The organism is Collinsella sp. OM06-18AC, from assembly GCF_003438785.1.
In the GTDB taxonomy this organism is placed as follows: domain Bacteria; phylum Actinomycetota; class Coriobacteriia; order Coriobacteriales; family Coriobacteriaceae; genus Collinsella.
Genome location: NZ_QSTX01000010.1, coordinates 1 through 26,287, shown reverse-complemented (window position 1 = coordinate 26,287; position 26,287 = coordinate 1). Strand labels below are relative to the sequence as shown.

At 60.7% G+C, this 26,287-nt stretch carries 22 protein-coding genes and 2 tRNA genes; 12 read left to right on the top strand and 12 right to left on the bottom strand.

Annotation, left to right across the window (positions count from 1 at the left end; all coding sequences use genetic code 11):
- Positions 1–9 precede the first annotated feature (9 nt).
- The 9 genes from mrdA to DXB86_RS07160 all read right to left on the bottom strand — a co-directional run bounded on the left by mrdA (position 10) and on the right by DXB86_RS07160 (position 10,932).
- Positions 10–2,079 (bottom strand): penicillin-binding protein 2, encoded by a 2,070-nt coding sequence (gene mrdA / locus DXB86_RS07200; RefSeq protein ID WP_117736660.1) that lies wholly within the window; start codon positions 2,077–2,079, stop codon positions 10–12.
- Between the two features lie 13 nt (positions 2,080–2,092).
- Positions 2,093–2,659, bottom strand: a complete 567-nt coding sequence (locus DXB86_RS07195; RefSeq protein ID WP_117736659.1) for a hypothetical protein — start codon at positions 2,657–2,659, stop codon at positions 2,093–2,095.
- A gap of 11 nt (positions 2,660–2,670) precedes the next feature.
- Complete coding sequence (mreC, locus tag DXB86_RS07190; protein WP_117564242.1) at positions 2,671–3,612, bottom strand: rod shape-determining protein MreC; 942 nt, start codon at positions 3,610–3,612, stop codon at positions 2,671–2,673.
- A 78-nt stretch (positions 3,613–3,690) separates the two neighbouring features.
- Complete coding sequence (locus tag DXB86_RS07185) at positions 3,691–4,722, bottom strand: rod shape-determining protein (RefSeq protein WP_006236061.1); 1,032 nt, start codon at positions 4,720–4,722, stop codon at positions 3,691–3,693.
- Positions 4,723–4,849: 127 nt separating this feature from the next.
- Positions 4,850–6,154: a tetratricopeptide repeat protein gene (locus DXB86_RS07180; RefSeq protein WP_233503136.1), complete on the bottom strand. Its 1,305-nt coding sequence runs from the start codon at positions 6,152–6,154 to the stop codon at positions 4,850–4,852.
- An 11-nt stretch (positions 6,155–6,165) separates the two neighbouring features.
- Positions 6,166–6,708 (bottom strand): peptidylprolyl isomerase, encoded by a 543-nt coding sequence (locus tag DXB86_RS07175; RefSeq protein ID WP_117736658.1) that lies wholly within the window; start codon positions 6,706–6,708, stop codon positions 6,166–6,168.
- 101 nt (positions 6,709–6,809) lie between these two features.
- Positions 6,810–7,958 carry a zinc ribbon domain-containing protein gene (locus tag DXB86_RS07170; RefSeq protein WP_158555299.1) on the bottom strand — a complete coding sequence of 383 codons (1,149 nt, stop codon included), beginning with the start codon at positions 7,956–7,958 and terminating at the stop codon, positions 6,810–6,812.
- 103 nt (positions 7,959–8,061) lie between these two features.
- Positions 8,062–10,779, bottom strand: a complete 2,718-nt coding sequence (locus tag DXB86_RS07165) for an HAD-IC family P-type ATPase (protein WP_117736656.1) — start codon at positions 10,777–10,779, stop codon at positions 8,062–8,064.
- A gap of 76 nt (positions 10,780–10,855) precedes the next feature.
- A tRNA-Arg gene (locus tag DXB86_RS07160) sits at positions 10,856–10,932 on the bottom strand.
- Positions 10,933–11,136: 204 nt separating this feature from the next.
- Here DXB86_RS07160 and aroF point away from each other — a divergent pair.
- The 11 genes from aroF (at position 11,137) to glf (ending at position 22,447) form a co-directional block, all read left to right on the top strand.
- Positions 11,137–12,162, top strand: a complete 1,026-nt coding sequence (gene aroF / locus DXB86_RS07155) for a 3-deoxy-7-phosphoheptulonate synthase (RefSeq protein WP_117736655.1) — start codon at positions 11,137–11,139, stop codon at positions 12,160–12,162.
- Positions 12,163–12,165: 3 nt separating this feature from the next.
- On the top strand, positions 12,166–13,080 hold the full coding sequence (locus DXB86_RS07150) for a prephenate dehydrogenase/arogenate dehydrogenase family protein (protein WP_117635289.1): 915 nt from the start codon (positions 12,166–12,168) through the stop codon (positions 13,078–13,080).
- Between the two features lie 36 nt (positions 13,081–13,116).
- Positions 13,117–14,223, top strand: a complete 1,107-nt coding sequence (gene aroB, locus DXB86_RS07145) for a 3-dehydroquinate synthase (RefSeq protein ID WP_117736654.1) — start codon at positions 13,117–13,119, stop codon at positions 14,221–14,223.
- Positions 14,217–15,536 (top strand): 3-phosphoshikimate 1-carboxyvinyltransferase, encoded by a 1,320-nt coding sequence (aroA, locus tag DXB86_RS07140; RefSeq protein ID WP_117736653.1) that lies wholly within the window; start codon positions 14,217–14,219, stop codon positions 15,534–15,536. The genes aroB and aroA overlap by 7 nt, the downstream gene beginning before the upstream one ends.
- Before the next feature lies 1 nt (position 15,537).
- On the top strand, positions 15,538–16,635 hold the full coding sequence (gene aroC, locus DXB86_RS07135) for a chorismate synthase (RefSeq protein WP_117654844.1): 1,098 nt from the start codon (positions 15,538–15,540) through the stop codon (positions 16,633–16,635).
- A gap of 43 nt (positions 16,636–16,678) precedes the next feature.
- Positions 16,679–17,824 (top strand): prephenate dehydratase, encoded by a 1,146-nt coding sequence (gene pheA, locus DXB86_RS07130; protein ID WP_117736652.1) that lies wholly within the window; start codon positions 16,679–16,681, stop codon positions 17,822–17,824.
- Positions 17,825–19,075, top strand: a complete 1,251-nt coding sequence (locus DXB86_RS07125; protein WP_117736651.1) for a shikimate kinase — start codon at positions 17,825–17,827, stop codon at positions 19,073–19,075.
- 64 nt (positions 19,076–19,139) lie between these two features.
- Entirely contained in the window at positions 19,140–19,577 is a 438-nt protein-coding gene (gene aroQ, locus DXB86_RS07120; protein ID WP_117736650.1) for a type II 3-dehydroquinate dehydratase, read from the top strand.
- A gap of 130 nt (positions 19,578–19,707) precedes the next feature.
- Complete coding sequence (locus DXB86_RS07115; RefSeq protein WP_117654848.1) at positions 19,708–20,157, top strand: DUF4869 domain-containing protein; 450 nt, start codon at positions 19,708–19,710, stop codon at positions 20,155–20,157.
- Positions 20,157–21,158, top strand: a complete 1,002-nt coding sequence (locus DXB86_RS07110) for a translation initiation factor 2 (protein ID WP_117654849.1) — start codon at positions 20,157–20,159, stop codon at positions 21,156–21,158. Before DXB86_RS07115 ends, DXB86_RS07110 begins: the two co-directional genes overlap by 1 nt.
- A 164-nt stretch (positions 21,159–21,322) precedes the next feature.
- Entirely contained in the window at positions 21,323–22,447 is a 1,125-nt protein-coding gene (gene glf, locus DXB86_RS07105) for a UDP-galactopyranose mutase (protein ID WP_117736649.1), read from the top strand.
- Between the two features lie 409 nt (positions 22,448–22,856).
- Here the strand turns inward: glf and DXB86_RS07100 are convergent, their stop codons facing one another.
- The 3 genes from DXB86_RS07100 to DXB86_RS07090 form a co-directional block, all read right to left on the bottom strand.
- Positions 22,857–23,540, bottom strand: a complete 684-nt coding sequence (locus DXB86_RS07100) for a hypothetical protein (protein ID WP_117736648.1) — start codon at positions 23,538–23,540, stop codon at positions 22,857–22,859.
- Positions 23,537–24,832 carry an AAA family ATPase gene (locus tag DXB86_RS07095; protein ID WP_117736647.1) on the bottom strand — a complete coding sequence of 432 codons (1,296 nt, stop codon included), beginning with the start codon at positions 24,830–24,832 and terminating at the stop codon, positions 23,537–23,539. Before DXB86_RS07095 ends, DXB86_RS07100 begins: the two co-directional genes overlap by 4 nt.
- Before the next feature lie 311 nt (positions 24,833–25,143).
- Positions 25,144–25,217: transfer RNA gene (locus DXB86_RS07090), tRNA-Arg, on the bottom strand.
- 170 nt (positions 25,218–25,387) lie between these two features.
- Here DXB86_RS07090 and DXB86_RS07085 point away from each other — a divergent pair.
- A partial coding sequence (locus DXB86_RS07085) for a transposase (RefSeq protein WP_369831483.1) occupies positions 25,388–26,287 on the top strand: 900 nt, incomplete at its 3' end.

Sequence of the window (26,287 nt, the reverse complement as noted above, 5' to 3'; positions counted from 1 at the left end):
CGCAACCTCCTATCGAACCGAAGAATCGCCCGAGGCCGAAGAGGTATCGGGCTCGTCATAAATCACGCCGAGCACGTCGCGCACGACATGCATCGCGGTATCTGAGCCACCGCCGCCCTGCTCCAGGACAGTAGCGATGACATACTTGGGATCATCGGCCGGTGCATAGGCGCAAAACCACGCGTATTCGTCCTCGCCGCTTTTCTCGCCCGTGCCCGACTTGCCGTATACCTGCGGCGTCAGGGTGCCAAAGTGAGCCGCCAGGGACGTCGATGCCGTGTATATCACGTCGTGCATGCCGTTGCGAACAAGAGCCAAATCCGAATCGCTGTTGATCTTGGCCTCCAGGCGCTTCTTCTTGCCCTTGCCGTTGTACTTATAGGCATCGCCGTCGCCATCGCGCGACACGGCAGACAAAAACACGTGAGGCACGTACTGTTTGCCGCCGTTGGCAAGGCCCATGTAGGCGCACGCCATCTGCAGGGGCGTCACCAGGATGTCGCCCTGGCCGATAGCAATGTTGGTCATATCGCCGGCATTCCACTTGCGGTCCTCGGCAGAGGCGTCGGTGAAGTACGACTCCTTCCACTCGGCATCGGGAATACGGCCCGCGCCCTCACTCGGCAGATCGATACCGCAGGTCTTGCCTAGGCCCCAGCGACGAAAGACCTCCTGCAGCCCCTCGGAATGTTGCTCGTCATAAAAGAACGCCTTGCCCATGTCGTAGAAGACGGGGTCGCACGAGTTGGCGATACCCGACTGCAGCGTCATGGTGCCGTGGCCAGACGTCAACCAGCAGCGCTTGCCCCAAGCCTTGCCCAAGCCCGTCCAATAGCCCGTGCAGTTGGTTGTCTGTGTTGAAGTGTAGGTTCCAAACTCAAGACCGGCCAGTGCCGAGAGCGGCTTGATGGTCGAGGCCGACATGTACTGTCCGCTAATGGCGCGGTTGAGCAGCGGGTGCGAACCCTTGTCATCATTGAGCTCGGTCCACACGTCATTTGAGACGCCGCCGATAAAGACGGAAGGATCGAACTTGGGCTCGCTCGCCATGCCCAGGATCTCGCCATTGTTGGGATCGAGACACACCACAGCGCCGTTGCCGGCATTGCTGTAGCCAGTGGTCTTGGCAAGCTCGATGGCGCTCGCCAGCGCCGTCTCACAGGCCTGTTGGATCTTAAGGTCGAGCGTGAGCTTAATGTCGGAGCCGGCCTTGGCAGGCACGGCGCCGGCCTGACCGGTCACATTGCCCGAGGCATCGACCTTGACGGTCTGCTCGCCACGAATACCCTGCAGCAGGTTTTCGTAGTAGCTCTCAACACCCGCCTGGCCCACGATATCGCCCGACTGGTACGTAATCCGGCCAGCAGAAGCATCATCATCGCCAGAGGTTTTCTTATTCTGGGCCTCGAGCTGCTCGGAGGTAATGGTGCCGGTATAGCCCAAGATATGGCATGCCGTCTCGCCATATGGATACTGGCGCTCGGTACGCTCGGCAATCTTGACGCCCGGGAACTCGCCGGCGTGCTCCTGAATATAGGCAACCGTGGAGCGACGGACGTCCGTCGCGATGGTATGCAGGCTCTGAGCACCCTCGGAATTGTCCTGAATATTGCGCAGAACCGCCACGTAGGGCATACCGAGCACGTTGGCAAGATGGCGAACCAGAACCTCATCCTCGGCAAGGTCGCGGTAGGCCACGACAGCAAGTGAGGGACGGTTCTGGACAAGTGCCACGCCATTGCGGTCGAGGATGCGGCCGCGCACAGCGGGTGTGGTAACGGTGCGCGTCTGATTGCTATTAGCCTGCTTTTCGTAATAGTCCGACGAGACCATCTGCATGCCCCACAGCTTGACGGCAAGCGCCGCGAACATCGCGCCCACACCCGTGGTGAGGATGGAGAAGCGGCCCTTAAAGGCGGTCGCCGCGGTATTGCCCTCGCCCTCGGTGGCGCGCGGGGCCGTTCCATGCTGCGTATCGTAGGTAAAACGAGAATCGCCGCGACGCATGATGACCAGCGCGACCACGATGGCCACTACCAGCACGATACCGGCGATAATAACCGTCATCTGGGAAGACATCTACAGGCCTCCCCTATTTGAGCTTACGGGTCTTGGGCTTAAAGCGCATGCCCGTCTGGCGTCCGCCACGTGCGGAGAATCCATAACCGGACTGCGGCACGACGCCGGACATCAAAAACGGAATGGCAACCAGACCCGTCAGGATCGAAGACGGCAGCGCATGGCCGAAGAGCGCCACGACAAAGCTCGTCTCCAAACCCATAAACAGCAAGATGATGCTGTAGATCACATTAATGACAAGCGCGAAGGCACCCACAGTGATGCCGCGCGCGCTCGGGGTACCGCCCGTCTGACCGGCGGCGCTATGCACCAGGGCAAAAGAACCCACGGTCAGCAGGAGCGACATAACGCCCACCGGCACGGCAGCGGAAAGGTCATAGAACAAGCCGCTGCAAAAACCGCACACGACGGCACGGGTCGGGTCGCCCGAGAACACGCTTAGGCACACCAGGATAATCATAAAGTTGACGCGACCGCCCGCAATGGAGATCTGCGGTGCCAGGCCTGCCTGCAGCAGCACGCACACAATGGCGGCGATTACAAACGTGCGGGAGCTCATCCCCTGCTCGTGTAGATCCATGGACATGCCCCCTATTCGCTCGAGCCGGAATCGGTCGTCTCGGACGTGTCGGAACTGTCATCCGGGCTCTCGTCCTTCGTCTTGGTCGCAGCATCGCGCGACGTTCCCTGCGGCGTGCTGTTGGCCGTGTTCACGTCCTCATCCGAGGCCGACTGTTCGTCGGTCAGCGAGGTAATGACCAGCACTTCCTCGTTGTTCTCGGCCGTCGTCTGGGCGCGCACCACAATGGTGTAGTACACGTCGTTAGCCGATTTCTCAACAGACGAGACGGTGCCGAGCGGTAGACCCTTGGGGAACACACCGCCAATGCCCGAGGTCACGATGATGTCGCCAACCTTAACGTCGGAATCGACGCTCACGTACTCAAGACGCAGCGTGCCGTCAGCCTGACCCTGCAGCATGCCCTGGGCGCGCGTGTCCTGCACCATAGCGGACACGCCCGAGTTCTCATCGCCAATCAGGCGCACGGTGGACGTCTTGGCCGAGACCTCGATAATCTGGCCTATGACACCGGCAGAACTCGTCACAGGCATGTTGATGGTAAGACCGTCGGCAGAACCCTTATCGATGGTGACGGTCGAGGTCCAGGCATCGCCCGAAGCGCCGACGATACGAGCTGCGGTTGATTTGAGGTTGTAGGTCGACTGCAGGCCGACCAGCCCCTCCAGTCGCTCGGCGGTCTTTTGAGCCTCGGAGAGCTCGGCAACCTTAGAGGTCAGTTCCTCGTTTTGCTTCTTAAGCTCGTCAAGCGTGTCCTGCGACGCCGTAAGGTTAGAGAACACGTTACCGATCGCATTGAAGGGAGCCGCCACAGCCGAGCCCACAAAGCGCACCGGCGAGGTAATCGTCGTCACGCCCGAGCGCACGGCATGAATCGGTCCTGCCTCGCCCTCGCGGATGTAAAACGTGAGCAGCAACACCGAAATCAGGCTGAAAACAATCAACGGGCGCATACCCGTTGATTGTCGCTTGGTATTCAGATTTGTGGAGAAACCCGAAGATCGTGCCAAATGGAATCCACCTTTTGGAAATTAAGCATTGGTCTGGACGAAGCCGCCATCAAACGCATTGGCCTCGAGCACGCGGGCACAGCCGTTAACGACGTTATCGAGCGCCGTGGGGCTGACGTTGACCGAAACGCCGGTCTCATCGCGCAGGCGCACGTCGAGACCGCGCAGCAGCGCGCCGCCACCGGTCAGCAAAATGCCGTAGTACATAAGGTCCGAGGCAAGATCGGGAGGCGTAGCGTCGAGTGCGTCCTTGACGGCCTTGGCCATCTCGTCGAGCGGCTTGTTGAGCGCGCGACGAATCTCCTCGCTCTCGATGCGCACGGTCTTGGGCAGACCGGTGATCACGTCGCGGCCGTTGACCTCGACGTCGAGCTCGTCCTTGAGCGGCACGGCGGAGCCGACCTTGATCTTAATGTCCTCTGCCGTACGCTCGCCGATGGCCAGGTTGTAGGCATCGCGAACGTGCGTGAGAATGGCCTGATCGAACTCATCGCCGGCAATACGGATGGACTGCGAGACGACGATGCCGCCCATAGCGATAACGGCAACCTCGGTGGTACCGCCACCGATGTCGATGACCATGGAGCCGGTGGGTTCCTCGACGGGCAGGTCGGCGCCGATGGCAGCCGCCATGGGCTCTTCGATCAGATAGGCCTGGCGGGCACCGGCCTGGATCGTGGCCTCAAAGACAGCGCGCTTCTCGACCGACGTGACACCGGAGGGAACGCAGACGACAACACGCGGACGCGGAGTCCACGGATAGCGCTTCTCGGACGCCTTGTCGATAAAGTAGCGAAGCATGGCCTCGGTAACATCGAAGTCGGCGATGACGCCGTCCTTCAGGGGACGAACGGCCACGATGTTGCCGGGCGTACGGCCGAGCATGCGCTTTGCCTCGATACCGACCGCCAAGATGCGCTCGTCGTTCTTGTCGATGGCGACAACAGAGGGCTCGCGAATGACGATGCCCTTGCCGCGCACGGAGACAAGCGTATTGGCGGTGCCGAGGTCGATGGCAAGATCGCCCGCATAGCTACCGAAGAACATATCCATCAAAGAAAACAACGCAACTCCTGATGTGTTGGATGATTGCTGGAAAACTACTAGCTCATCATACTAGCGCAAGCCCGGCACCTCACTTGCGGTGAAGCGCCGGGCAAAGCTAAATCCCATAAGGTCACTACTGGTTGTCAGCAGCCGAGAAATCCATATCAAGCGAAGAAACGGCCCAGCCGATATGGTTGTCGGAGCGCACGAATTTGACGGTGTACTCCTGCTCGCCGCCCTTGGACAGCGATGCCTTCACCTTAGCGGTCGTCTCGGTCATGGACTGATCCATGCCCTCGACGGACACGGTGGCACCCTGCGGAATCGAGGAGATGATCATCGACTTAGCGTCCTCGGACAGGCTCGAGGCCAGGCAAGACTCGGCCTTTGCGGTGTCACCGTCACCGGCAGCCTGGAACAGATCGGTAACGACAGACTCCTGAGACGGGAAGCCAAAGCCGCGCGTGTAGGCAAAGCCCAGACCGCCCGCGGCGATCAAAATGAGCAGAAGCAGCACGATGAAGACTTTGAGGCCCGTGTGGCGATGGCGGCGACGGACCTTGGCCTGCTTACGATCCTGACGGTCCTGCTGGACCATCTCGGACTCGGACAGCGTAAAGAAGCCGGTGTCCGAGGGATCGGGCATAAACTGACCGGTCGCGCCCGTAGGATCGAGCGGATCGACGGCAGGAGCGTCCATCGCGGGCGCCGGAGCCGTGGCCATAGCCGTCTGGGCAGACAGCGCAGCAAGCGAATCCTGCACGCGGGCAAGCTCATCGGCCTGCTCGGAGGTGAGCTGGTAGATGCCATCGGCAGTAGCGGCGTTAAAGGCGTCGAGTGCGTCGGAGGGACGGCCGGCGGCAGAAAGCGCCTGACCCATGCCGGCGTTGAGCGCACGCGTGTCGTCGCGGGGGCCGGCGAAGTCGATAGCCGTGCGGTAGGTCTCCACGGCATCCGCCGGACGGCCGAGCTTAATGAAGCAACGACCGAGCTCGCCGAGTGCGGCGGCAGGAGCCGGATTGGCGCCGTCGATGGCAGCCTGACGGAAGGCGGTTCCCGCGTTGGCATAGTCGCCCGACTGGAACAGCGCATTGCCCAGGCCCAGATAGGCCTTGAACGGCGTGGCATAGGAAGCATCCTGCGTAGCGGCAGAGAAAGCCTGAGCGGCCGTCGTGTAGTCGCCCACGGCGGCGAGCGCCTTGCCGCGGTTGGTGAGCAGCGCGCCGCGCTTGCCGTAGGTACCGTCGTTGAGGGCGGCGGCATAGGCCTCGGCGGCCTCGGCATACATGCCCAGGTGCATCAAGGCGTTGCCACGAAGGTGATCGGCCTCGCCCATAATCTCATCGGGAGTCTTTGCCGCCCCAAGCATCTGGGCTGCAGCGGAAAAATCACCCGCGCGGTAAGCGGCGCGGCCCTGTTGGATCAGCTGGCTATTCAAGGAAGTCCCCTTTACTCGTGAACGATCTCGACATGAACGATCTCGTCGCCGGCACGCAGCTGCGAAATCACATCGAGACCCTCGACCGTGGTACCAAAGACGGTGTAACCGGAATCGAGATTATGCTGGGCACCCAGGCAGAAGTAGAACTGCGAACCCGCGGAATCGGGGTCCATGGAGCGTGCCATGGCAAGGGCGCCATCGACATGGCTGTTGCGCGGATTGGTGGCAAACTCGCCCTTGATGCAGTAGCCGGGGCCACCGGTACCGGGCATGCCGTCGGGGCCCTCAAGACCGGCAGCGACGTCGGCGCCGGACATGTCGCGGGTATTGGGGTCCCCGCCCTGGATAACAAAACCGGGCACATAGCGATGGAACTTAAGGCCATCATAGAAGCCCATCGTGGAAAGCTCGCAGAAGTTCGCGACATGAATGGGAGCGCCCTCGCCGTCAAACTTGACCTTGATGGTACCCTTCGACGTCTCGATTACGGCACACTCGTCGCCGACAAGCTGATACCCGGGCGTGTAGAGCTCTTTCTTAAAACCAAACATGTGGTTCCTTCCTCGTGCGTTTAAAGCATATTTGTACGAATTGTAGCAATAAGCACGGGCTTACATCAATTGCGCACGTAGGTTATGCCGACTATGGCGAACTAATTTAAGGAACGCTGCTGCGGCTTCCAGGAACCCACATTGGCATCGTACTGGTTCAGCGCGCTGTTGCCGCCCTGCGCGATGGGCGCCAGGATCTCGCTTTGGTGGGAACTCATCGACTCGCCATCGGGAATGGCCAGCGAGATATCCCAGCTCTGGCAGATCACGTCGACGCGCTCATACATCCACTCGGCAAGCTGCTTTAAGTGGGCGATGTCATCCGCATAGACCGTATCGTCCTGTACTTTCAGGTTGTTAAGCTCATCTTGCGTCTTTTTGATCTGGTCGCGCAGGGCGTAGGCACTCTGCGACAGCTCCTGACGGGTGGACAGCGGCGTTCGGAGATAGCCGTTGTTAAAGGAATCGATGACCTCGCCGATCTGGTCCTCGTCAGCGTAGGACACGATGGTCTGATACAGACCGTCGAGCCTGGTATAGAGCTGATCATCGGTGAGCACGGTTTCTTCCTGGACCACCTCCGCAGAATCGTCCTGCTTGGTATCGTCCTCAGTGGCCTCGCCCTTTTGGCGCGTGGGGAAGGTGGTCTGTGCAGCTTGGCCAAACTGGTCGTAGAAGCCGGGCATAACACCCATGGGATCGGTCGTCACGAACCAATAGGCACCGCCGCAAACGACGGCAAGGACCGCGATTACGATAAGCGGCTTGGGAATATGACGCTTGTGCTTGTGATAGGCGTCCTCGTCGGGGTGCATCTTGCGCTTGGGTTTTTGAGCATCGTCATGCAGGGAAACGGGCATGGGAATATCGACCTTGGGGATACCGAAATCCTTATCGAAAGCCGGCAGCACGCAGGTCTCATTGGGGTCGGCGGCGTCCGAAAGCACCGCAGCGGCAGAGGCCGGCGCATGCGGCACCTCGGTATCGATCTGCTCTTGCGTTAGGCGCGGAAAGCCCGCCGTGCGGCCCGCTGCCAGGTCGGATGCTGCCGCATCCTCGGAGAGGATACCCGGAGCGGGGCGTCCGCATTTGGGGCACGTACGATCATGCGGAGAAAGACGGGCACCGCAGCCCTCACAGAACACGAACTCGGTGTGCTCGGGACCATCGCCCGGACCCACATAGGCGTTGCAGTAGGGGCAGAACGAGGCGCCGTCCTCGATAGTCTTAAGGCAATGCGGGCAGATCACGGCATCCTCTTTTCGAAGCAATTCAAATAATCGAGGTTAGAGCATAACATCGCCACGGCCCCACAGGAGCAAGGCACCAATTCAACATCGCCAGGGCGCGTAGTTACTTCTTCTTTTTGCTCGACATCGAGACTTTGATGCCTTGGGCGGACTTGGTTACGCGGGAGCGCTTGACTCCGGTACTCTTCTTTTTCTTGGGCTGGGCCTGGGCCATGCCCTCGAGTGCGCGGGCCTCGGCCTCACGAACGGTGCGAGCTTCGCGGCGCTGCGCCATGTCGGCGGCGACGCGCTTGGCAAAACGCTCGGCCGTCGAACCCGTCGAGCTCACCTTGCCGCCACCGCGACCCAAGCGGACGCGCACACCGCGGCCAAAACCAGTTGCGGCATGACGACGACGCGGCTTGAGCGAATCCATCATCGTGGCGAGCTTAAAGAACACCGAGCAGGTGATGACCACGATGACAGCCAAGATAACCATCTGGCCCATCGACAGGTTGGCAATAGACAGCAGCTTCGGGAATCCGATAACGCCCGTCAGGATGCCGGCAACTACAAACACAAAGAGCGCCACACGTAAGGGCGTGAGGGGCTGCGAGATACGCCAGATCAGGCTGACACTCGCCGCGCACGACGTAAGTAGGCACATCGTAGACAGCGTGAGCTGGTTAAAGCCGAACACGCGCGCCACAAAGATATCGAGCGCCGCGGCCAAAATGACCGCAAGCGACGCCGGCAGTGCCCGCTTGAGCACGTTCGTCAGGAACGACCCCTTCACGCGAGCATTGTTGGGCTCCAGGCCCAACACAAAGCCCGGCGCGCCAATGCAGAAGAAGTTGATGAGCGTCATCTGAATCGGCTCGAAAGGGTACGGCGGCAGTGCGATGCACAGCGCCGCCAGGCCCATCGAGAACAGCGTCTTAGTCAGGAACAGCGAAGCCGAACGCTGCAGGTTGTTGATGGAGCGACGGCCCTCGGCCACCACGGCGGGCATCGAGGCAAAGTCGTTGTCGACGAGCACGATCTCGGCCACGTTACGCGCGGCATCGGAGCCGGCCGCCATGGCCACGGAGCAGTCGGCCTCCTTGAGCGCCAGCACGTCGTTGACGCCGTCGCCTGTCATGGCCACGGTGTGCTCGCGGCGCTTGAGCGCCTGCACGAGCTCGCGCTTCTGCTGCGGGGTCACACGACCAAAGACATGGTAGCGGTCCACTGCGGCATCGAGCTTGGCCGGCGTATCGAGCGTCGTGGCGTCCACATAAGCGTCCGCCCCCGGCACGCCCACCACGCGCGCGATCGACGACACCGTACGCGGGTCGTCGCCACTGATCACGTTGAGAGTCACGCCCTGCTCGTTAAAGTAGCCGATGGTCTCGGCCGCCGAGGTACGGATCTCGTCGCGTATGGTCACAAAGCCCACGGGCTCGGCCTCGCCCACCATATCGCCATCGGGCGTAAAGCCGTCAACGCGCGCCACCACGAGCACGCGGCAGGTATCGGCAAGCTCGGCGACACGGTTCTCGACCTGGGCAAACGCACGATCAGAGAGCACAAACTGCGCCGCACCCATCACATATGAGCCCTGTGCAAACGACGCGCCGCTCCACTTTTTGGAAGACGAGAACGGAATGACCGACAGCGGCTCGGACACCTCGACCGGACGGTCGGCGTAATAGTTGAGCAGCGCCTGACAGGTCTCGTTGGCATCGGCCGAGGTCGCACGTGCGACGTTAGCCAGCGCAAAATCGAGCACCGTGGTATCGACGGGAACGGCGGCGTCGCCCTCCCCCGCACCCATACCCTCGACCGGCAGCGGATAGGTACCCTCGACCTCCATGCGGCCCGACGTGATGGTGCCCGTCTTGTCCAGGCACAGCACGTCGACGCGCGCGAGCGTCTCAATGCAGTAGAGCTGCTGCGCGAGTACCTTGCGGCGGGCCAGGCGCACCGTGGCGATGGCGAGCACCGACGAGGTCAGCAGCACCAGGCCTTGCGGGATCATGCCCAGCAGGGCGCCCACCGTGGACAGCAGCGCCGACGAAGGCACATGACCAGCCAACAGCTCGGAGAAGCACCACGAAAGCGCGCTGTTGCCTGGGGTTCCCGCGGCATCCCACAGCTCGCTCACGCTCGAGGCAAACAACGTCAAACCGAGCGGGATCATGATGATGCTCGCAAAGCGCACGATGGCGTTAAGCGCGTTCATGATCTCGGAATTGACCTTTTTGACGTACTTCGCCTCGTTATTAATTTTGGCCACGTAGTTGTCGGCGCCGACATGGATCACGCGGGCGCGCAGCAGGCCCGAGTCGATAAAGCTGCCGCTCATGAGCTCGGAACCGGGCTGTTTCTTAATGAGGTCGCTCTCACCCGTCAGCAGGCTCTCGTTCACGAGCGCCTCGCCCGAAACCACCACGGCGTCAGCGGGAATCTGGTCGCCGCGCCCCAGGCGGATGATATCGTCGAGCACGATCTGGTCCAGGTCGAGCTCCACCTCGGCGCCGTCGCGCACCGCAATGGCCTTCTTGGAGGTCAGCAGCGTGAGCTTATCGACCATCTTCTTGGAACGCATGGACTGGATGACGCCAATAGCAGTATTGAGGAACACTACGAACAGGAACGTCAGATTCTTAAACGAACCGGTCAAAATGACTAGGAACGCCAAAATCACGTTGATCAAATTGAACAGCGTGCAGAGGTTCTCGATGATGAGCTCTTTGACCGACTTGGTCTTGAGCTCCATGTTGCGGTTGATCTTACCGGCGGCGATGCGCTCCTCGACCTCGGCGGTCGAGAGTCCGCGCTCGATATCCGTTGCTGCCATACCACGTCCCATCACGTCGCGTCGGTATAAGAAAAACCGCCCGGACCATGCGAGGTTCGGACGGTCTCACGTTCGATGGTGCCCCATGTTGGATTCGAACCAACGGCCTTCTGCTCCGGAGGCAGACGCTCTAATCCCCTGAGCTAATAGGGCCAACGTTTGGCATTATACCCAAGTGCACCACGGGCTATCAAAATAAAAGAAAAAGCTTTGCAATTCCGAGGAAGACGCGGCTCAACGGCCCACTTTAGAAGGCAAAAGCGAGTCAGATAGTATAAACTCTCATGCACCATATGTACACGGCTCGCGATGCGGGCCGTTTTTGCAAGGGTTATCCATCGAGGTGAGAGGCACACCATGATTGCAATTTTAAAAGAGAGCGCCAGCGACGAGGCCGTCAGCCATATCGTCAGCTGGATTGAGAAAAAGGGCCTGAAGACCGATGTCTCGCGCGGCGAGAATGAGACGATCATCGGCCTGGTGGGCGATACGACCAAGATCGACCCGTTCCTGCTCGAGTCCATGGATGTCGTCGAGCGCGTGCAGCGCGTCTCCGAGCCGTTCAAGCGCGCCAACCGCAAGTTCCACCCCGAGGACTCCGTCATCGACTGCGGCCACGGCGTCAAGATCGGCGGCGATCAGTTCCAGGTCATCGCCGGCCCGTGCTCCGTCGAGGGCGAGAACCTCATCCGCATCGCCCGCCGCGTGAAGGCCGCCGGTGCCACGATGCTGCGCGGCGGTGCCTACAAGCCCCGCACTTCCCCGTACGCCTACCAGGGCATGGGCCCCGCCGGTCTGGACCTGCTGTGCGAGGCGTCTGCCGAGCTCGACATGCCGATCGTCACCGAGATCATGGACCCGCGCGACGTGCAGGTCTTCCTGGACAAGAAGATCGACGTCATGCAGATCGGCGCCCGCAACGCCCAGAACTTCCCCCTGCTCAAAGAGGTCGGCAAGACCAAGACTCCGATCTTGCTTAAGCGCGGCATGTCCGGCACGATCGATGAGCTGCTCATGGCCGCCGAGTACATCATGAGCGAGGGCAACGACAACGTCATCCTGTGCGAGCGCGGCATCCGCACCTTCGAGACCCGCACCCGCAACACCTTCGACCTCAATGCCGTGCCGGTGCTGCACCACCTGTCGCACCTGCCCGTCGTCGCCGACCCCAGCCACGCCACCGGCTACACCCGCTACGTTGAGCCCATGGCGCTCGCCGCGACCGCCTGCGGTGCCAACGGCCTAGAGATCGAGGTCCACGACGAGCCCAGCCGCGCATGGTCCGACGGCGCTCAGGCCCTCACCCCCGATCAGTTCGACGACACCATGCGCCGCATCCGCGCCATCCGCGAGGTCGTCTGCCAAGAGACCGTTCAGGAGTAGCCCATGGGCACGGTGAGAAACGCACGCGTTAACCAGGGTGGCCCCAAGTGCGCCGGCATCGTGGGCCTGGGCCTCATCGGCGGCAGTTTTGCCCGCGGCTATGCGCAGGCGGGCGTCCGTGTGCTGGCCTGGGACCCCGATGACGACGTCATGACGGCCGCCAGCATGGGCACCGTTGCCGGCGAGCTCAACGACGAGACGCTCGGCGAGTGCGACATCATCGTCCTGGCATGCTACCCCGAGGCCTGCATCGAGTGGCTCGAGGCGCACGCCCAGGCACTCGCCGACGCCACTGACACCGAGGCCATCATGGGCCCCGTGGTGATCGACACCGTAGGCGTCAAGGGCATCGTGTGCGAGCGCGCCTTTGAGCTTGCCCGCGAGCACGGTTTTTACTTTGTGGGCGCGCACCCCATGGCGGGCACGCAGTTCTCGGGCTACGCGCATTCCCGCGCCGACCTGTTCCAGGACGCACCGCTCGTGCTTGTACCGCCCGCAGTGGACGACGCACTCAAGCTGGAGCTTTTGGGCCAGGTGCGCGAGATGGTACGTCCCCTGGGCTTTGGCAAGTTCAGCGTAACGAGCGCCGCCGAGCACGACCGCGTCATCGCCTTTACGAGCCAGCTCGCGCACGTCGTCTCCAACGCCTATGTTAAGAGCCCGACCGCTCAGGTCCACCACGGCTTTTCGGCCGGCAGCTACCGCGACCTCACCCGCGTGGCACACCTCAATCCTCAGATGTGGTCCGAGCTCATGATCGACGACGCCGATGCGCTCGCCTTCGAGATCGACCATCTGATCGAATCGCTTGGCGCCTACAGCCGCGCCCTTAAGGACCGCGACCAGCGCTATCTGGAGAATCTCCTTGCCGAGGGCGACCGCATTAAGCGCGCGCTCGACGACGAGGCCTCCCACTAGACCACCCATCACGCCAGGTCGAAAGGACCGAAGCTTATGGCGATTACTATCGATATCGACACCGCACGCCCCTACCAGGTGCATGTGGGCACGTTTTTGCTGGAGCAGGCGGGGCCGCTCGTGCGCGCCACCGCCGGCGGCACCCGCGCCGTCATCGTGACAGACACCAACGTGGGCCCGCTCTACCAGATGCCCGTTAAGCAGAGCCTGGAGGCGTCAGGCTACGAGGTGAGCATCTGCACCTTCGAGGCCGGCGAGGCCCATAAGCGCGCCGAGACCTACGTTGCCATTTTGGAGTTTGTGGCCGAGCACGAGCTTTCGCGCTCCGACGTGATCGTGGCACTCGGCGGCGGCGTCGTGGGCGACGTGGCGGGCTTTGTGGCCGCCACCTACATGCGCGGCTGCAAGTTTGTGCAGATCCCCACGAGCCTGCTCGCCATGGTGGATTCGTCGGTGGGAGGCAAGACCGCCATAGACCTGGCTGCCGGCAAGAACTTGGCCGGCGCCTTTTGGCAGCCGAGCGTGGTTATCGCCGACGTGGGGTGCCTGGCCACCCTCACGCCCGAGCAGTTCGCCGACGGCTGCGGCGAGGTCGTCAAGCACGCCGTAATCGCCGACCCGGAGCTTTTCGCCGAGCTGGAGAAGACCCCGCTCACGCTGGAGCTGCTCAACCAGGACGTGGCTCGCGTAGCGCTCATCATCGCCCGCAACATCGACATCAAGCGCGCCGTGGTCGTCGCCGACGAGCGCGAAACCAACCAGCGCAAGCTCCTCAACTTTGGACACAGTGCCGGACATGCCGTCGAGGCCTGCGAGCACTTTGAGCTGGGACACGGCAACTGCGTGTCGATCGGCATGGGTATCATCACGCGCGCCGCGGCGCTTCATGGCACCTGCGACGCCGAGCTGCCGGGCCGCATCGAGGAGCTCTGCGCACGCCACGGTCTCAAGACCCGCTGCGAGCTTTCGGCCGACGCCGTCTTTGCCGAAGCACTGCACGATAAAAAGCGCGCCGGTGACACGATTGACCTGGTAATTCCGCACGGCATTGGCCGTTGCAGCATCGACCGCACGCCGCTTTCCACCTTCCACGATTTAATTGCCGAGGGCCTCGGCCAGAAGGGAGACGCTTCCGCATGCTAGCCCGCATCACCCCGTCCCCGCTCAAGGGCACCGTTCCCGCCATCGCGTCCAAGTCGATGGCGCATCGCCTGATCATCTGCGCTGCGCTTGCCAACGGCGAGACACACGTCACCTGCAATACCACCTGCGCCGACATCGAGGCTACGGTGCGTTGCCTTACGGCCCTGGGTGCTCGCATCGAGACCGTCGAGGACGGCTTCCAGGTCCACCCCACCATGAAGAGTGTTGAGTTTGGCCTGCTCAAGGCCCTTGCCGGCGGCACGCTTGACTGCGGCGAAAGTGGATCCACGCTCCGCTTTATGCTGCCTGTCGTCTGCGCTCTGGGTGCGGATGCCACCTTCGTAGGCCAGGGCCGCCTGGGCGCCCGCCCGCTCTCCCCGCTCTCGGACGAGATCATCGCCGCCGGCTGCGACCTACAGGGTCTGGGCGGTTTTCCGCTCAAGACGAGCGGACGCATGCGCCCGGGCACCTTTGTGCTTCCGGGCAACGTGAGCTCGCAGTATATCTCCGGCCTGCTGCTGGCAGCCCCGCTGCTGGCCCAGCCCTCCTGCGTGCAGGTAACCGGCCTCATTGAGAGCCGTCCCTACATCAACCTGACGATCCAGGCCATGAAGGCCTTTGGCGTCGAGGTCAACGTCGAGCGTATTCCGGCCAAGGACGGCCAGCCCGAAGTCACGAACTTCCGCGTGAGCAGCGGCTCGTACCGCACGCCCGGCAGCGTAGCCGTCGAGGGCGACTGGTCCAACGCCGCCTTTTGGCTGTGCGCCGGCGCTATCGGCGCCGACCCCATCACCGTGGAGGGCGTGTCGCTAAGCTCCGCGCAGGGCGACCGAAACGTGCTCGCCGCGCTTTCGCGCTTTGGCGCCCGCATCGTGCGCTCCACCAACGCCGCCACCGTGAAGTCCGACAAGCTCGCCGGCTTTGAGATGAGCGCCCACGACATTCCTGACCTGGTGCCCGTCATCTCGGCCGTAGCCTCGCTGGCGCAGGGCCGCACCTTTATCCGCGATTGCGCCCGTCTGCGCATCAAGGAATCCGACCGCCTGGTCACGACCACCCGCGAGCTCACCGCGCTGGGCGCGCAGGTGCGCATTGCCGGCGATGACCTCATCATCAAGGGTGTCGATGCCTTCACCGGCGGCGAAGTCGATTCGCACAACGACCATCGCATCGCCATGATGGCCGCGATCGCCGCGAGCCGCGCCACCGGCGAGGTCGTGATCCACGGCGCCGAGGCCGTCAACAAGTCCTATCCCGATTTCTTCGACCACTACCGCCTGCTGGGCGGCAAGGTCACACTCGAGGAGGAATAGCATGTCCTCGACCTTTGGCAACGTCTTGCACTTAAGCATCTTCGGCCAGTCGCACTCCCCCGCCATCGGCTGCTCCCTCGATGGCATTCCGGCGGGCATCGCTGTTGACCAGGGGCGGCTGCAGGCCTTCCTTGACCGTCGTGCCCCCGGTCGCGACGAGACCGCGACCAAACGCCGCGAGGCCGACGCCGCCCACATCATCGCCGGTGTGGTCGATGGACATACCACCGGCGCGCCCATCGCCGCGATTATCGAGAACACCAACACGCGCTCCAAGGATTACTCCGAGCTGCGCCGCAAGCCCCGCCCCGGACATGCGGACTTCCCTGCGCGCGTGAAGTATCACAACATGCACGATGTCGCCGGTGGCGGGCACTTCTCCGGCCGCCTAACGGCACCCCTGTGCATCGCCGGCGGCATTGCGCTGCAGGCACTCGAGGCCCGCGGCATTAAAGTAATGGCGCACGTCGCGCAGATCGGCGGTATCTCCGACCTGCCGATGGACGATATGGTCTATCGCGAGGCCGACCGCAAAGCGATCCAAACGAACGATCTTCCTTGCATTGACGCCGCCGCAGCCGGCCGCATGCGCGAGGAGATCCTAGCCGCACGCGACGAACTCGACAGCATCGGCGGCATCGTGGAGTGCGGCATTTATGGGCTTCCCGCGGGCATCGGCGACCCCATGTTCGACGGCATCGAGAACCGCATCGCGCAGATCGCGTTTGGCATTCCCGCCGTAAAGGGCGTGGAGTTTGGCATGGGCTTTGCCGTGGCCGCCATGCGCGGCAGCGAGAACAATGATCCGTATCGCATCGATGCCGAGACCGGCGAGATCGAGGTCGAGTCCAACAACGCCGGCGGCATCCTGGGCGGTATTTCGACCGGCGCGCCCGTCATGTGGCGCATGGCCGTAAAGCCGACGCCCTCAATTGGCCGCGAGCAGCAGACGGTGGACATGGACGCTATGGAAAATGCCGAGCTCTCGGTCCACGGCCGCCACGATCCCTGCATCGTCCCCCGAGCCGTCCCCGTAGCCGAGGCAGCCGCCGCCCTTGCCATCTGGGACGCCCTCCTCGAAGACGCCGCCCAGCGCTAACTACCCACCCCTCAACATCCCCCGACACGTGAAAGGGGTCTCCATGGACCTTGCTGACATCCGCCAGGCCATCGATGGCATCGACACCACGCTCCTCAACAGTTTTGTCGAGCGCATGGACATTGCCACCGAGGTCGCCAAGTCTAAAATCGAGATGGGCAAGGCCGTCTTCGACCCCGCCCGTGAGCGCTCCAAGCTCAACAATCTCGCCAGCCGCGTGCCCGAGCGCTACGAGGCCCAAGCCATCACCCTGTTCCGCCTCCTCATGAGCATGAGCAAGGCCGAGCAACAGCGCTACATCAACGAGCTCAAGGGCATCACCGTCTCACAAAAGGCCCACGCCACGGCTGCAGCCTTTGACACGCCTTTCCCCCAGACGGCTAGCGTCGCCTGCCAGGGCGTCGAGGGCGCCTATAGCCAAATTGCCGCGTGCAGGCTCTTCGACGTGCCCGACATTGCGTTCTTCGAGACCTTCGAGGGCGTTATGCGCGCCGTGCGCGACGGCTTCTGCGAGTTTGGCGTGCTGCCCATCGAGAACTCCACCGCCGGCTCAGTCAACGCCGTCTACGACCTGCTCGCCCAGTTCGACTTCCATATCGTGCGCTCGTTGCGCCTCAAGATCGATCACAACCTGCTCGTCAAGCCCGGCACCAAGCTCGCGGACATACGCGAGGTCTACAGCCACGGCCAAGCCATTGCCCAGTGTGCCGGCTTTATCGAGTCCCACGACCTGCACGCCACCAAGTACCCAAACACGGCCATGTCGGCCGAGATGGTCGCCAACTCCGAGCGCACCGACGTCGCCGCCATCGCCTCGCGCAGCTGTGCCACGCTGTATGGCCTGGAGGTGCTGGAGCCCAACATTCAGGACTCGGACAACAACTACACGCGCTTTGTCGTCATCAGCCGCGAGCCGCGCGTCTACCCCGGCGCCAACCGTACCTCGCTCATGATCACCACGGCCAACGAGCCGGGTGCGCTCTATCGCGTACTCGAGCGCTTCTACGCGCTCAATATCAACCTCATCAAGCTCGAGAGCCGCCCCATCCCCTGCCGCGACTTTGAGTTTATGTTCTACTTTGACCTGGACTGCCCCTTTGGCAGCAAGGCCCTCGACGACCTGCTTGATTCCATCGACGACGTGTGCGAGAGCTTCACCTACTTTGGCAGTTACACGGAGGTGCTCTAGATGACCGATATCGCTGCAACCCGTCCCTACGGCGTGCTGGGCCGTGTGCTGGGCCACAGCTACACACCGGCCATCTACAAGGAGCTCGCGGGGCTCGAGTACGTGCGGTTTGAGCGCGAGCCCGAGGACCTCGCGGCCTTTATGACCGGCGACGAGTGGGAGGGCACCAACGTGACCATCCCCTACAAGCGCGCCGTAATGGACTACCTGGACGAACTGAGCCCGCTCGCCGAGCGCATGGGCAACGTCAACACCATCACGCGCCTACCCGACGGGCGCCTGCGCGGCGATAATACTGACTACTTCGGTTTTCAGAGCCTGGTCGAGGAGTTGGGCGTAGAGGTTGCCGGCAAGAAGGCCCTCGTGCTCGGAGCCACCGGCGGCGCCGGCACCACGGCAAGTATGGTGCTCGGCGACCTGGGCGCCATCGTCGTGCCGGTCGGCCGCACGAGCGAAGTCAACTACGACAACATCGCGCAGCAGTCCGACGCCGCACTGCTCGTCAACTGCACGCCCGCCGGCATGTTCCCCCACTGTCCCGACGCCCCCTGCACACTCGAGGGGCTCAATGCGCTCGAGGGCGTTATCGACATTGTCTACAACCCCGCTCGCACGGGACTCATGCTCGAGGCCGAGCGCCGCGGCATCCCCTGCATCGGCGGCCTGCTGATGCTCGTGGCCCAGGCGGCGCAAGCCGTTGAGCGCTACACCGGCCAGGTCACTTCGCGTGAGCGCATTCTGGACGTAACGGAGCGCCTGTCACGCCGCGAACAGAACATCGCGCTGATCGGCATGCCGGGCTCGGGCAAGACCCGTGTGGGCGAGCAGATTGCCCTGCTCACGGGGCGAGAGCACATCGATCTGGATCGCGCCCTCGAGGAGCGCCTGGGCATGCCCTGCGCCGACTTTATCGTCGAGCGCGGCGAGGCGGCGTTCCGCGAACAGGAGACGGCGGCGCTGGCCGACATCTCCAAGCGCAGCGGCCTGGTGCTTTCCACCGGCGGCGGCGTGGTCACGCGCGACGAGAACTACCCGCTGCTGCACCAGAACAGCCAGATCGTGATGCTCAACCGCAAGCTCGACGAGCTCGCCCACAAGGGCCGCCCCATCACGGCGCGCGATGGCATCGACAAGCTCGCCGAGCAGCGCATGCCGCGCTACCGCTCCTGGGCCGACTACATCATCGACTCACGCGACTGCGCCGCCAACACCGCCCAAGCCCTCCTCGACACCCTCCCACCCGCTCTCTAACCAAAACCACCACAAAGGGGACAGGCGCCTTTGTGGTGGTTTTCCAATCGCAAAGGAAGCAACCATGAAAGCACTCGTCATCAACGGCCCCAACCTCAACATGCTCGGCATTCGCGAGCCGGGCATCTATGGCAGCGACAACTACGACCGCTTAGTGCAGATCTGCCAGGAGGCAGGTGCCGCACAGGGCTTCGACGAGATCGAGGTCTTCCAGTCTAACCACGAGGGCAGCATCGTCGACAAGATCCAGGAGGCCTACGGCAAGGTCGACGGCATCGTCATCAACCCGGCCGCTTATACGCATACGAGCGTGGCGATCCTCGATGCCCTCAAGGCCGTCGCCATCCCGGCTGTGGAGGTCCACATCAGCGCCGTAGAGACACGCGAGGACTTCCGCCAGGTGAGCTATGCACGCCTGGCCTGCTTCGCCACCATCACCGGCGAAGGCCTCCAAGGCTACGCCCACGCGTTGGAGCTGCTGAAAGAGCGTCTCGAAAAGTAGCCTCGCGAGCAAATCCATCAACGCGATTCGCACGCCAATAATGCCAGTGCCGCCAGCAGCAACCTCACTACTGGCGGCACTTTATTACTGACATATAATCGTTGCAGTCACAAAACGTCTGGAGACGCTCATGTTAAGCATCCATCTGGGAGATTACCCCCGTTCCATCTACGATACCGAAACCTATTTTAGGAACTCATACCTGGATTCCTGGTTCGAGGACCCTATGGCAGCGCAGATGATTAAAGGCGTTGACGGTTCAGAGCTCATCGGCCCCCACAACATCATCAGCAAACAGCTCGGTTCGATTACGCCCCTCGAGCTTTCCGGCGGCGTTAAAACGCTACTTCTGGTGCGCAATCTCCCAAACATGGTGTTCAATGCATCCACTTGCGGAGATAACTGCGCCCGCTGGCTGCTCAAAATTGGCAAAGAACAGGATGTGCTGGTAACCCTTTACCACATCATGAAATTCCCCTGGAGGCATTTTGAGATTCGCATTAATAACGATGGCCGCATCGTTAGAAACATGCAGGAGTTTGTCGGCGCCACGAATGACTTTTTGGATGTTGATGAGTAATGAAGGGAACACACACTGTTGTCGTGGAGCGCGCAAAAGTCAAATACACGCTCACCTTTAAACGCAATATTTCCTTCATCCGTGGCAACAGCGGCACGGGCAAAACGACGCTCATCTCGATGATTCGCGACTACAACGACCGAGGACCGGAAAGCGGCGTTGCACTTAGCTCCGACGTGCCTTGCGAAACGCTTTCCGGCAGACGCTGGGAGCGCGAGCTGTCGATCATCGAAGATTCAATCGTCTTTCTAGATGAGGGCAACGAGTTTATCTACTCAAAGGACTTCGCCAAAGCCGTAAACGGCTCATCCAACTATTTTGTCCTGATATCTCGTCGAGACGCCAGCGAACTCCCCTACAGTGTCGACGAAATCCTAAAGCTGGTAAACACCACGAGTAAAACAATCAATGGCCGAAAGAGCGATAAACGCTTCTACTCGGTAACAAAACCGATATACAGCCACACGGCAAGCATGCTATATCAGGACCTAAATGTTGGATTCGAAATACCCGATGCCGTGGTTGTGGAGGACAGCAAGTCTGGTTATCAGTTTTACAACGCTCTTTGCAAACGGCTCGGAATCCCCTGCTATACGGCCACCGGCGTTGCGAATCTAAAACGTACGATTCACGAATGCCCCGAGCAAAACGTTCTTGCCATAGGAGACGGCGCAGCGTTTGGTCCCTACATCGAAAAAGTGCTCGGACAGCGCGTTTACAAGAACGTTCGCCTATTCCTCCCGGAATCGTTTGAGTGGACACTCCTGCGCTCCGAGCTCATACCCAGCAGCGACATTCCCAAAATCCTCGAGGACCCCTCAAGCTATATCGAAAGTCGCGATTATTTAAGCTGGGAGCGGTTCTTCACCGACGTGCTGGTCAAATACTCAGCAGACACTCGCTACGCTTACAAAAAGGCGCGACTCAACGAGCAGTACCTAAAGCCGCAGGCAATGAATGCCGTATCGAAAGTCTTACCGGAGTGTTTGAAGACGAATTAGCAGATTCTTTAAATCATCTAGAAACCGGGGCTATGCACATGAGCTGAAGCCGCTGAAAGAAAGCCTACAACACGCCTGGTACACTAATCCTTGGAACAGAATTATCAGGTTTATTTGTCCCAAATCTTAAGTAACTGTTTGATTACATACAAAGGAGCACATCCATGTCCCAGTACGATTACCTCGTCGTCGGCGCCGGCCTCTCTGGCGCCGTCTTTGCCAATGCCGCCAGGCGCGCCGGCAAGTCGGTCCTGGTCATCGATCGCCGCGACCACATCGCCGGCAACGTCTACACCGAGGACGTCGAGGGCATCCAGGTCCACCGCTACGGCGCGCATATCTTCCACACCTCCATGAGGGACGTCTGGGACTACGTCAACCGCTTCGCCGAGTTCAACAACTACGTCAACTCGCCGGTAGCCAACTTCCATGGCGACATGTACAACATGCCCTTCAACATGAACACCTTCGCCAAGATGTGGCCGGGCGTCGTCGCGCCGGCCGATGCCAAGGCCAAGATCGCCGAGCAGGTGGCCGCCGAGAACATCGGCGAGCCGCAGAACCTCGAGGAGCAGGCGCTGTCGCTCGTCGGCCGCGACATCTTCGAGACGCTCGTGAAGGGCTACACCGAGAAGCAGTGGGGCCGCGACTGCCGCGACCTGCCCGCGAGCATCATCAAGCGCCTCCCCTGCCGCTTCACCTACGACAACAACTACTTCAACGACCGCTACCAGGGCATCCCCATGGGCGGCTACACCAAGATGGTCGCCAACATGCTCGAGGGCGTCGAGGTGCGCTGCGGCGTGGAGTACAAGGAGCTGATCGCCGCCGAGCCCGATATCGCCGCCAAGACGATCTACTGCGGCCCCATCGACGCGTTCTACGACTTTAAGCTGGGCACGCTGGAGTACCGCAGCCTGCGCTTTGAGACCGTGACGCTCGACGAGCAGGACCACCAGGGCGTGGCCGTGGTCAACTACACCGAGCGCGAGGTCCCCTACACCCGCATCATCGAGCACAAGCACTTCGAGTTCGGCACGCAGGACAAGACCGTCATCACGCGCGAGTACCCGGCGGACTGGAAGCCCGGCGACGAGCCCTACTACCCCATCAACGACGCCAAGAACGAGGCCCTCTACAAGCAGTACGAGGAGCTAGCGGCACAGGAAGGCGACGTGATCTTCGCCGGTCGCCTGGGCGGCTACAAATACTACGACATGGACAAGGCCATCGCCGCGGCATTTGAGCTGGTGCGCAACGAGCTCGGTGTGGAGCCGACGGAGGAGTAGACAAAGCGGGTTATCGCAAACAAGAGCAAATCGAACAGGGCGATTCACGGCATGTTACCGTGAATCGCCCTTAATCGCTGTACATTTAATCTCGAATATTTAATCTGGAGCTCCGGAGCTCTAATACCTCGATAGAATCTCATCCCTGCTTCGTTTATATAGCTTTATAAATAGTTATATAGCTATATAAAACTTTATAAATAGCTATAAAAACAATCGATAATCTGAAGAGAATTCAGTTAATAGAGAATACATTCAGGCGAAATTAACCCATCGAAACAATAGTTTGGACACACCGCGAGATAAAGTGCAGCTCGGGGACAATAAAGCCCCCCGACGGCCTCGCTGGTACGGCTGGGCGGCGCACTGTCATGTGAGAGCCACATGCCACCACAGCAGCAAAAGGACACTAAGCATACTTTGAGACGAGTTTGCGCGCCTTATATAACTTGGCGCCCAAATACTCGTCTTTCATATCCGCCTGATGTTCAAACAGTTTGAGAACCTTTACGCAAATAGCCTTCTTTACAGCTCTGTTTTCCTCGGCACCCTTGCGCTTGATAGCACGGTCGATGGATTTCTCAATTGCTTCCATAGATTTGGAACGATTGCCGCACAAGTTGGTACCCGACGCGTTGAGCCCGAGCGTAACCTCAAGATCGTACCGCACGCTCCTATCAGCAGCATCAATACGCCCGTCGCGATGATAGAAAATGCTGTCGAGCGTATAAGGCTTGATCGGATCAACCGTAAGAGACTTGTTACCACGTCGTTTGTCACACGTTGCCCCGCCACGTCCGTCACAGACAGCAACCATGTTGTGATAATCGAGACTCAATTCGCCATCCGCTGCAGAGTCCTCAGGATTTTGCGGAATCAAATGTTCGATCGTAGCCGGATGATCACCAACGCCGATCCTGCATGTGCAATAAGCGCAGAGATGATCCTGCTCTGCAAGCAAGGCCTCCAGAACCTCTCGCTTGTTCTCTCCGCGCAACGCTGTGTAATCAAACGTCGTATCGGGGGTATTGCGTATGGCTCTCTTGGCCTTGGTAAGTGCCGGAGGCTCTTTAGCCTTAACGATCGGAATCACGACAGCAGCTCCTCAAGCTCAAGGGTCGTCTTAGCGGCAACAACATCGGGGTCGTCCACGCCCACAAACTCCTCAAGCTTTTGGAGCGCAAGCCTAGCGTCGTCAAAGCGCTCTTCATCAACGGCGCAATTAAATAAATCGAACAATCGAGCCGCCTCTTCAGGTCGAGAGAATGCGCCCAGAACGGTGTTGAGAATATCCCCGGCATCGCGTCCACGCGTTTCCATAGCAGGCACCGTTGCAGCGTCCTCTCCAAGAATGCGGATGTTACCGCGAGGCACCGACGCAACCACAACAGGTGAATGCGTTGTAACTATAAATTGAACGTTGGGAAATATGCGAACAAGGTCCTCGAGAATCCTGGCCTGCCAGCGGGGATGCAAATGAAGGTCAATCTCATCGATCATAACAACACCGGGCGTCTCGAGCACATTAGAGCCCAAAGCCGGATTGAGCGTTGCCATGCGGTACGCGATGTCTGCGAATAGGCTCAGCGTCCCACGATAGCCATCGCTCATAGAATGCATTCTATTGCGGTGATAAACACCTTCAGCAGTGGTGTATATAAACACAAGTTGGTTAAGCTCGACGTCGTAGTCGACCATGGCGCCCTTGGTTGTCGCGGCGGCATCAAAGCAAGACGCGAGCGCCTTCTTAACCGCAGTGAATAAGGCGCTCTCTCGCCTATCCTGCCATTCCCAAATCGATTGAGACTTAAACCACGCATTCATACGGGCTTCATTCGCAGATGCCCGCAGAGCGCCCTCGTAACCGCGCGTTCTATTGGGCGTTGCTTTATCTTTTGACGCCGCTTGTTTCCACAGTCGATCAGTCCCGTAGCGGGCAAGAACAGGCAGAACGACTTCATTACCTTTACCGACAAGCTCTTGCAGGTGTTCGCCAGCATCAATCACACGTCCGGCATCGGCTTGCGTGGTGCGTCCCTTAGCACTCTTCAACGATCGCAGCCAGCCCACCTCTTCCCCCAGGACAATGCCCGATGCCTCAACTGACACCGGGTACTGGGACTGAATGTCGAACATGTCGCCCTGTTTGATAACCGCTCCGCGAGAATCATCTGGGACTATGCCCAGAGCTTCAGCGTTCTGAATTTTCTGGAACAACGTCCCCAGCGCAATGCAAGCTGCATCGATAAGCGTGCTTTTACCCGTGCCGTTATCGCCGACCAAAACGGTAAGCTGACGATCGAATTCAATTGAATATGATTCGAACTTACGGAAGTTGGTTATCTTCAGTTTCTTAATTTGCAACGCAGCGTTAGCGAAGCTCACGATAGCCTCCCGTGAATTATGTTAGTAGCCAATCGAGTGGAAAATCGTGCGTCAATTCTCAGTTAGCAGCATTATAGCCAACCACTTCAGACTTCAATTGTGCAGAGAAAAATGGGCAGGAGATAAGGCCTTTCGAGTCAGCGTTAGTGTAAGGATGTCGATGGCTAGCCGCCAAACGCAAACGACCCCTGTCTTAGAATCTGGAATTGCTACATAACTCATAAATCGTGGAGCCCGCAGAAACAGAGTAGCTCAACTTCGCATTTGTGAACAAAAAAGCCCAGCAAAAGCTGAGCTTATTAAACAAAAGGTGCTCCATGGCGGATTCGAACCGTCGACCTTGGGATTAGAAGTCCCCTGCTCTATCCAACTGAGCTAATGGAGCAAATAACCGCACGCCAAGCAAGCGCGAGCCCGCCAAGCACAAATAAGTATAACCTACTTGAACTGTTCGCGGTATGCCTTGCATACCTCATCGACCGGGCCGTCCATACGAACCTTGATTATCGACTTTATCCGAACACCTCCCACATTCATCCGTACATGTACGGATGAATGTGGGAACCCGATACCCTGAGGGCCGGATCGGCCGGCCCCGGGAGATCGGAGGACGGCATGTCCGGAAAGAAGAAAAGGGGCTCCGCAAGGGCGGTCCCGAGGGCCTACGGAAGGCTCACGAGGCACGAGCGGGACACGGTCCAGAGGATGCTGGAGCGCGGGGCCTCGTGCAGGCAGATCGCGAGGGAGCTGGGCAGGTCGCCCTCGACGGTGTGCTCGGAGGTGGCGTCGCACAGGTTCGTGACCGCGCCGAGGGAGAGGCGCGGCGAGCGCGTGGACGCCTCCGCCGACCTGTCTGCGGCATGCCCGCGCCTGGCCGCGTGGCCGCGCTGCTGCAACGGGTGCGGGCGGTACCGCGCGATCGGCTGCAAGCGCCGCCCGCACGTCTTCTACGACGCCCGCGCCGCGCAGCTGTGCGCGGACTCGGTCCTCGTCTCGTCCAGGCGCGGGATAGACGCCGACGAGCCCGCCGCGGCGGCCAGGCTGGAGGCGATAAGGGACTGCCTGCGCCGGGGGCTGTCGCCCGAGCAGATGGCGGCGCGCAACGGCGGCCCGGTGGACCTGTCGCCGTCGACCATCTACCGCTGGGTCTCGGCGGGCTACGACGGCATGACCAACATGGAGCTCAGGCGCAAGGTCGGCTACAGGCCGAGGAAGCGCGCCGCGTGCCGGGCGGCGACCCGCCACTCCGCCCGCAGGTCACATGCCGCGTTCCTCGCCCTCGGGGAGGACGCGTGCGCCGCGGCCTGGGAGATGGACACCGTCGAGGGGGCCCGGGAGGACGGCGCCTGCCTGCTCACGCTGCTGCACCGCCCCAGCAGGCTCCAGCTCGCGCTGCCGCTGGAGGAGAAGATGTTAGCGTCAATATATTTTTCACCATTTTCACCAACGTATTTT

What these genes read in the sequence shown, in the direction of transcription:
- glf (WP_117736649.1), top strand. Translation starts at nt 21,323, where the DNA reads ATGTCCCAGTACGATTACCTCGTCGTCGGCGCCGGCCTCTCTGGCGCC.
- mreC (WP_117564242.1), bottom strand. Translation starts at nt 3,612, where the DNA reads ATGCGCCCGTTGATTGTTTTCAGCCTGATTTCGGTGTTGCTGCTCACG.
- DXB86_RS07125 (WP_117736651.1), top strand. Translation starts at nt 17,825, where the DNA reads ATGACCGATATCGCTGCAACCCGTCCCTACGGCGTGCTGGGCCGTGTG.
- mrdA (WP_117736660.1), bottom strand. Translation starts at nt 2,079, where the DNA reads ATGTCTTCCCAGATGACGGTTATTATCGCCGGTATCGTGCTGGTAGTG.
- aroB (WP_117736654.1), top strand. Translation starts at nt 13,117, where the DNA reads ATGGCGATTACTATCGATATCGACACCGCACGCCCCTACCAGGTGCAT.
- DXB86_RS07115 (WP_117654848.1), top strand. Translation starts at nt 19,708, where the DNA reads ATGTTAAGCATCCATCTGGGAGATTACCCCCGTTCCATCTACGATACC.
- DXB86_RS07175 (WP_117736658.1), bottom strand. Translation starts at nt 6,708, where the DNA reads ATGTTTGGTTTTAAGAAAGAGCTCTACACGCCCGGGTATCAGCTTGTC.
- aroC (WP_117654844.1), top strand. Translation starts at nt 15,538, where the DNA reads ATGTCCTCGACCTTTGGCAACGTCTTGCACTTAAGCATCTTCGGCCAG.
- DXB86_RS07195 (WP_117736659.1), bottom strand. Translation starts at nt 2,659, where the DNA reads ATGGATCTACACGAGCAGGGGATGAGCTCCCGCACGTTTGTAATCGCC.
- aroA (WP_117736653.1), top strand. Translation starts at nt 14,217, where the DNA reads ATGCTAGCCCGCATCACCCCGTCCCCGCTCAAGGGCACCGTTCCCGCC.
- aroQ (WP_117736650.1), top strand. Translation starts at nt 19,140, where the DNA reads ATGAAAGCACTCGTCATCAACGGCCCCAACCTCAACATGCTCGGCATT.
- DXB86_RS07150 (WP_117635289.1), top strand. Translation starts at nt 12,166, where the DNA reads ATGGGCACGGTGAGAAACGCACGCGTTAACCAGGGTGGCCCCAAGTGC.
- DXB86_RS07110 (WP_117654849.1), top strand. Translation starts at nt 20,157, where the DNA reads ATGAAGGGAACACACACTGTTGTCGTGGAGCGCGCAAAAGTCAAATAC.
- aroF (WP_117736655.1), top strand. Translation starts at nt 11,137, where the DNA reads ATGATTGCAATTTTAAAAGAGAGCGCCAGCGACGAGGCCGTCAGCCAT.
- pheA (WP_117736652.1), top strand. Translation starts at nt 16,679, where the DNA reads ATGGACCTTGCTGACATCCGCCAGGCCATCGATGGCATCGACACCACG.
- DXB86_RS07185 (WP_006236061.1), bottom strand. Translation starts at nt 4,722, where the DNA reads ATGGATATGTTCTTCGGTAGCTATGCGGGCGATCTTGCCATCGACCTC.
- DXB86_RS07165 (WP_117736656.1), bottom strand. Translation starts at nt 10,779, where the DNA reads ATGGCAGCAACGGATATCGAGCGCGGACTCTCGACCGCCGAGGTCGAG.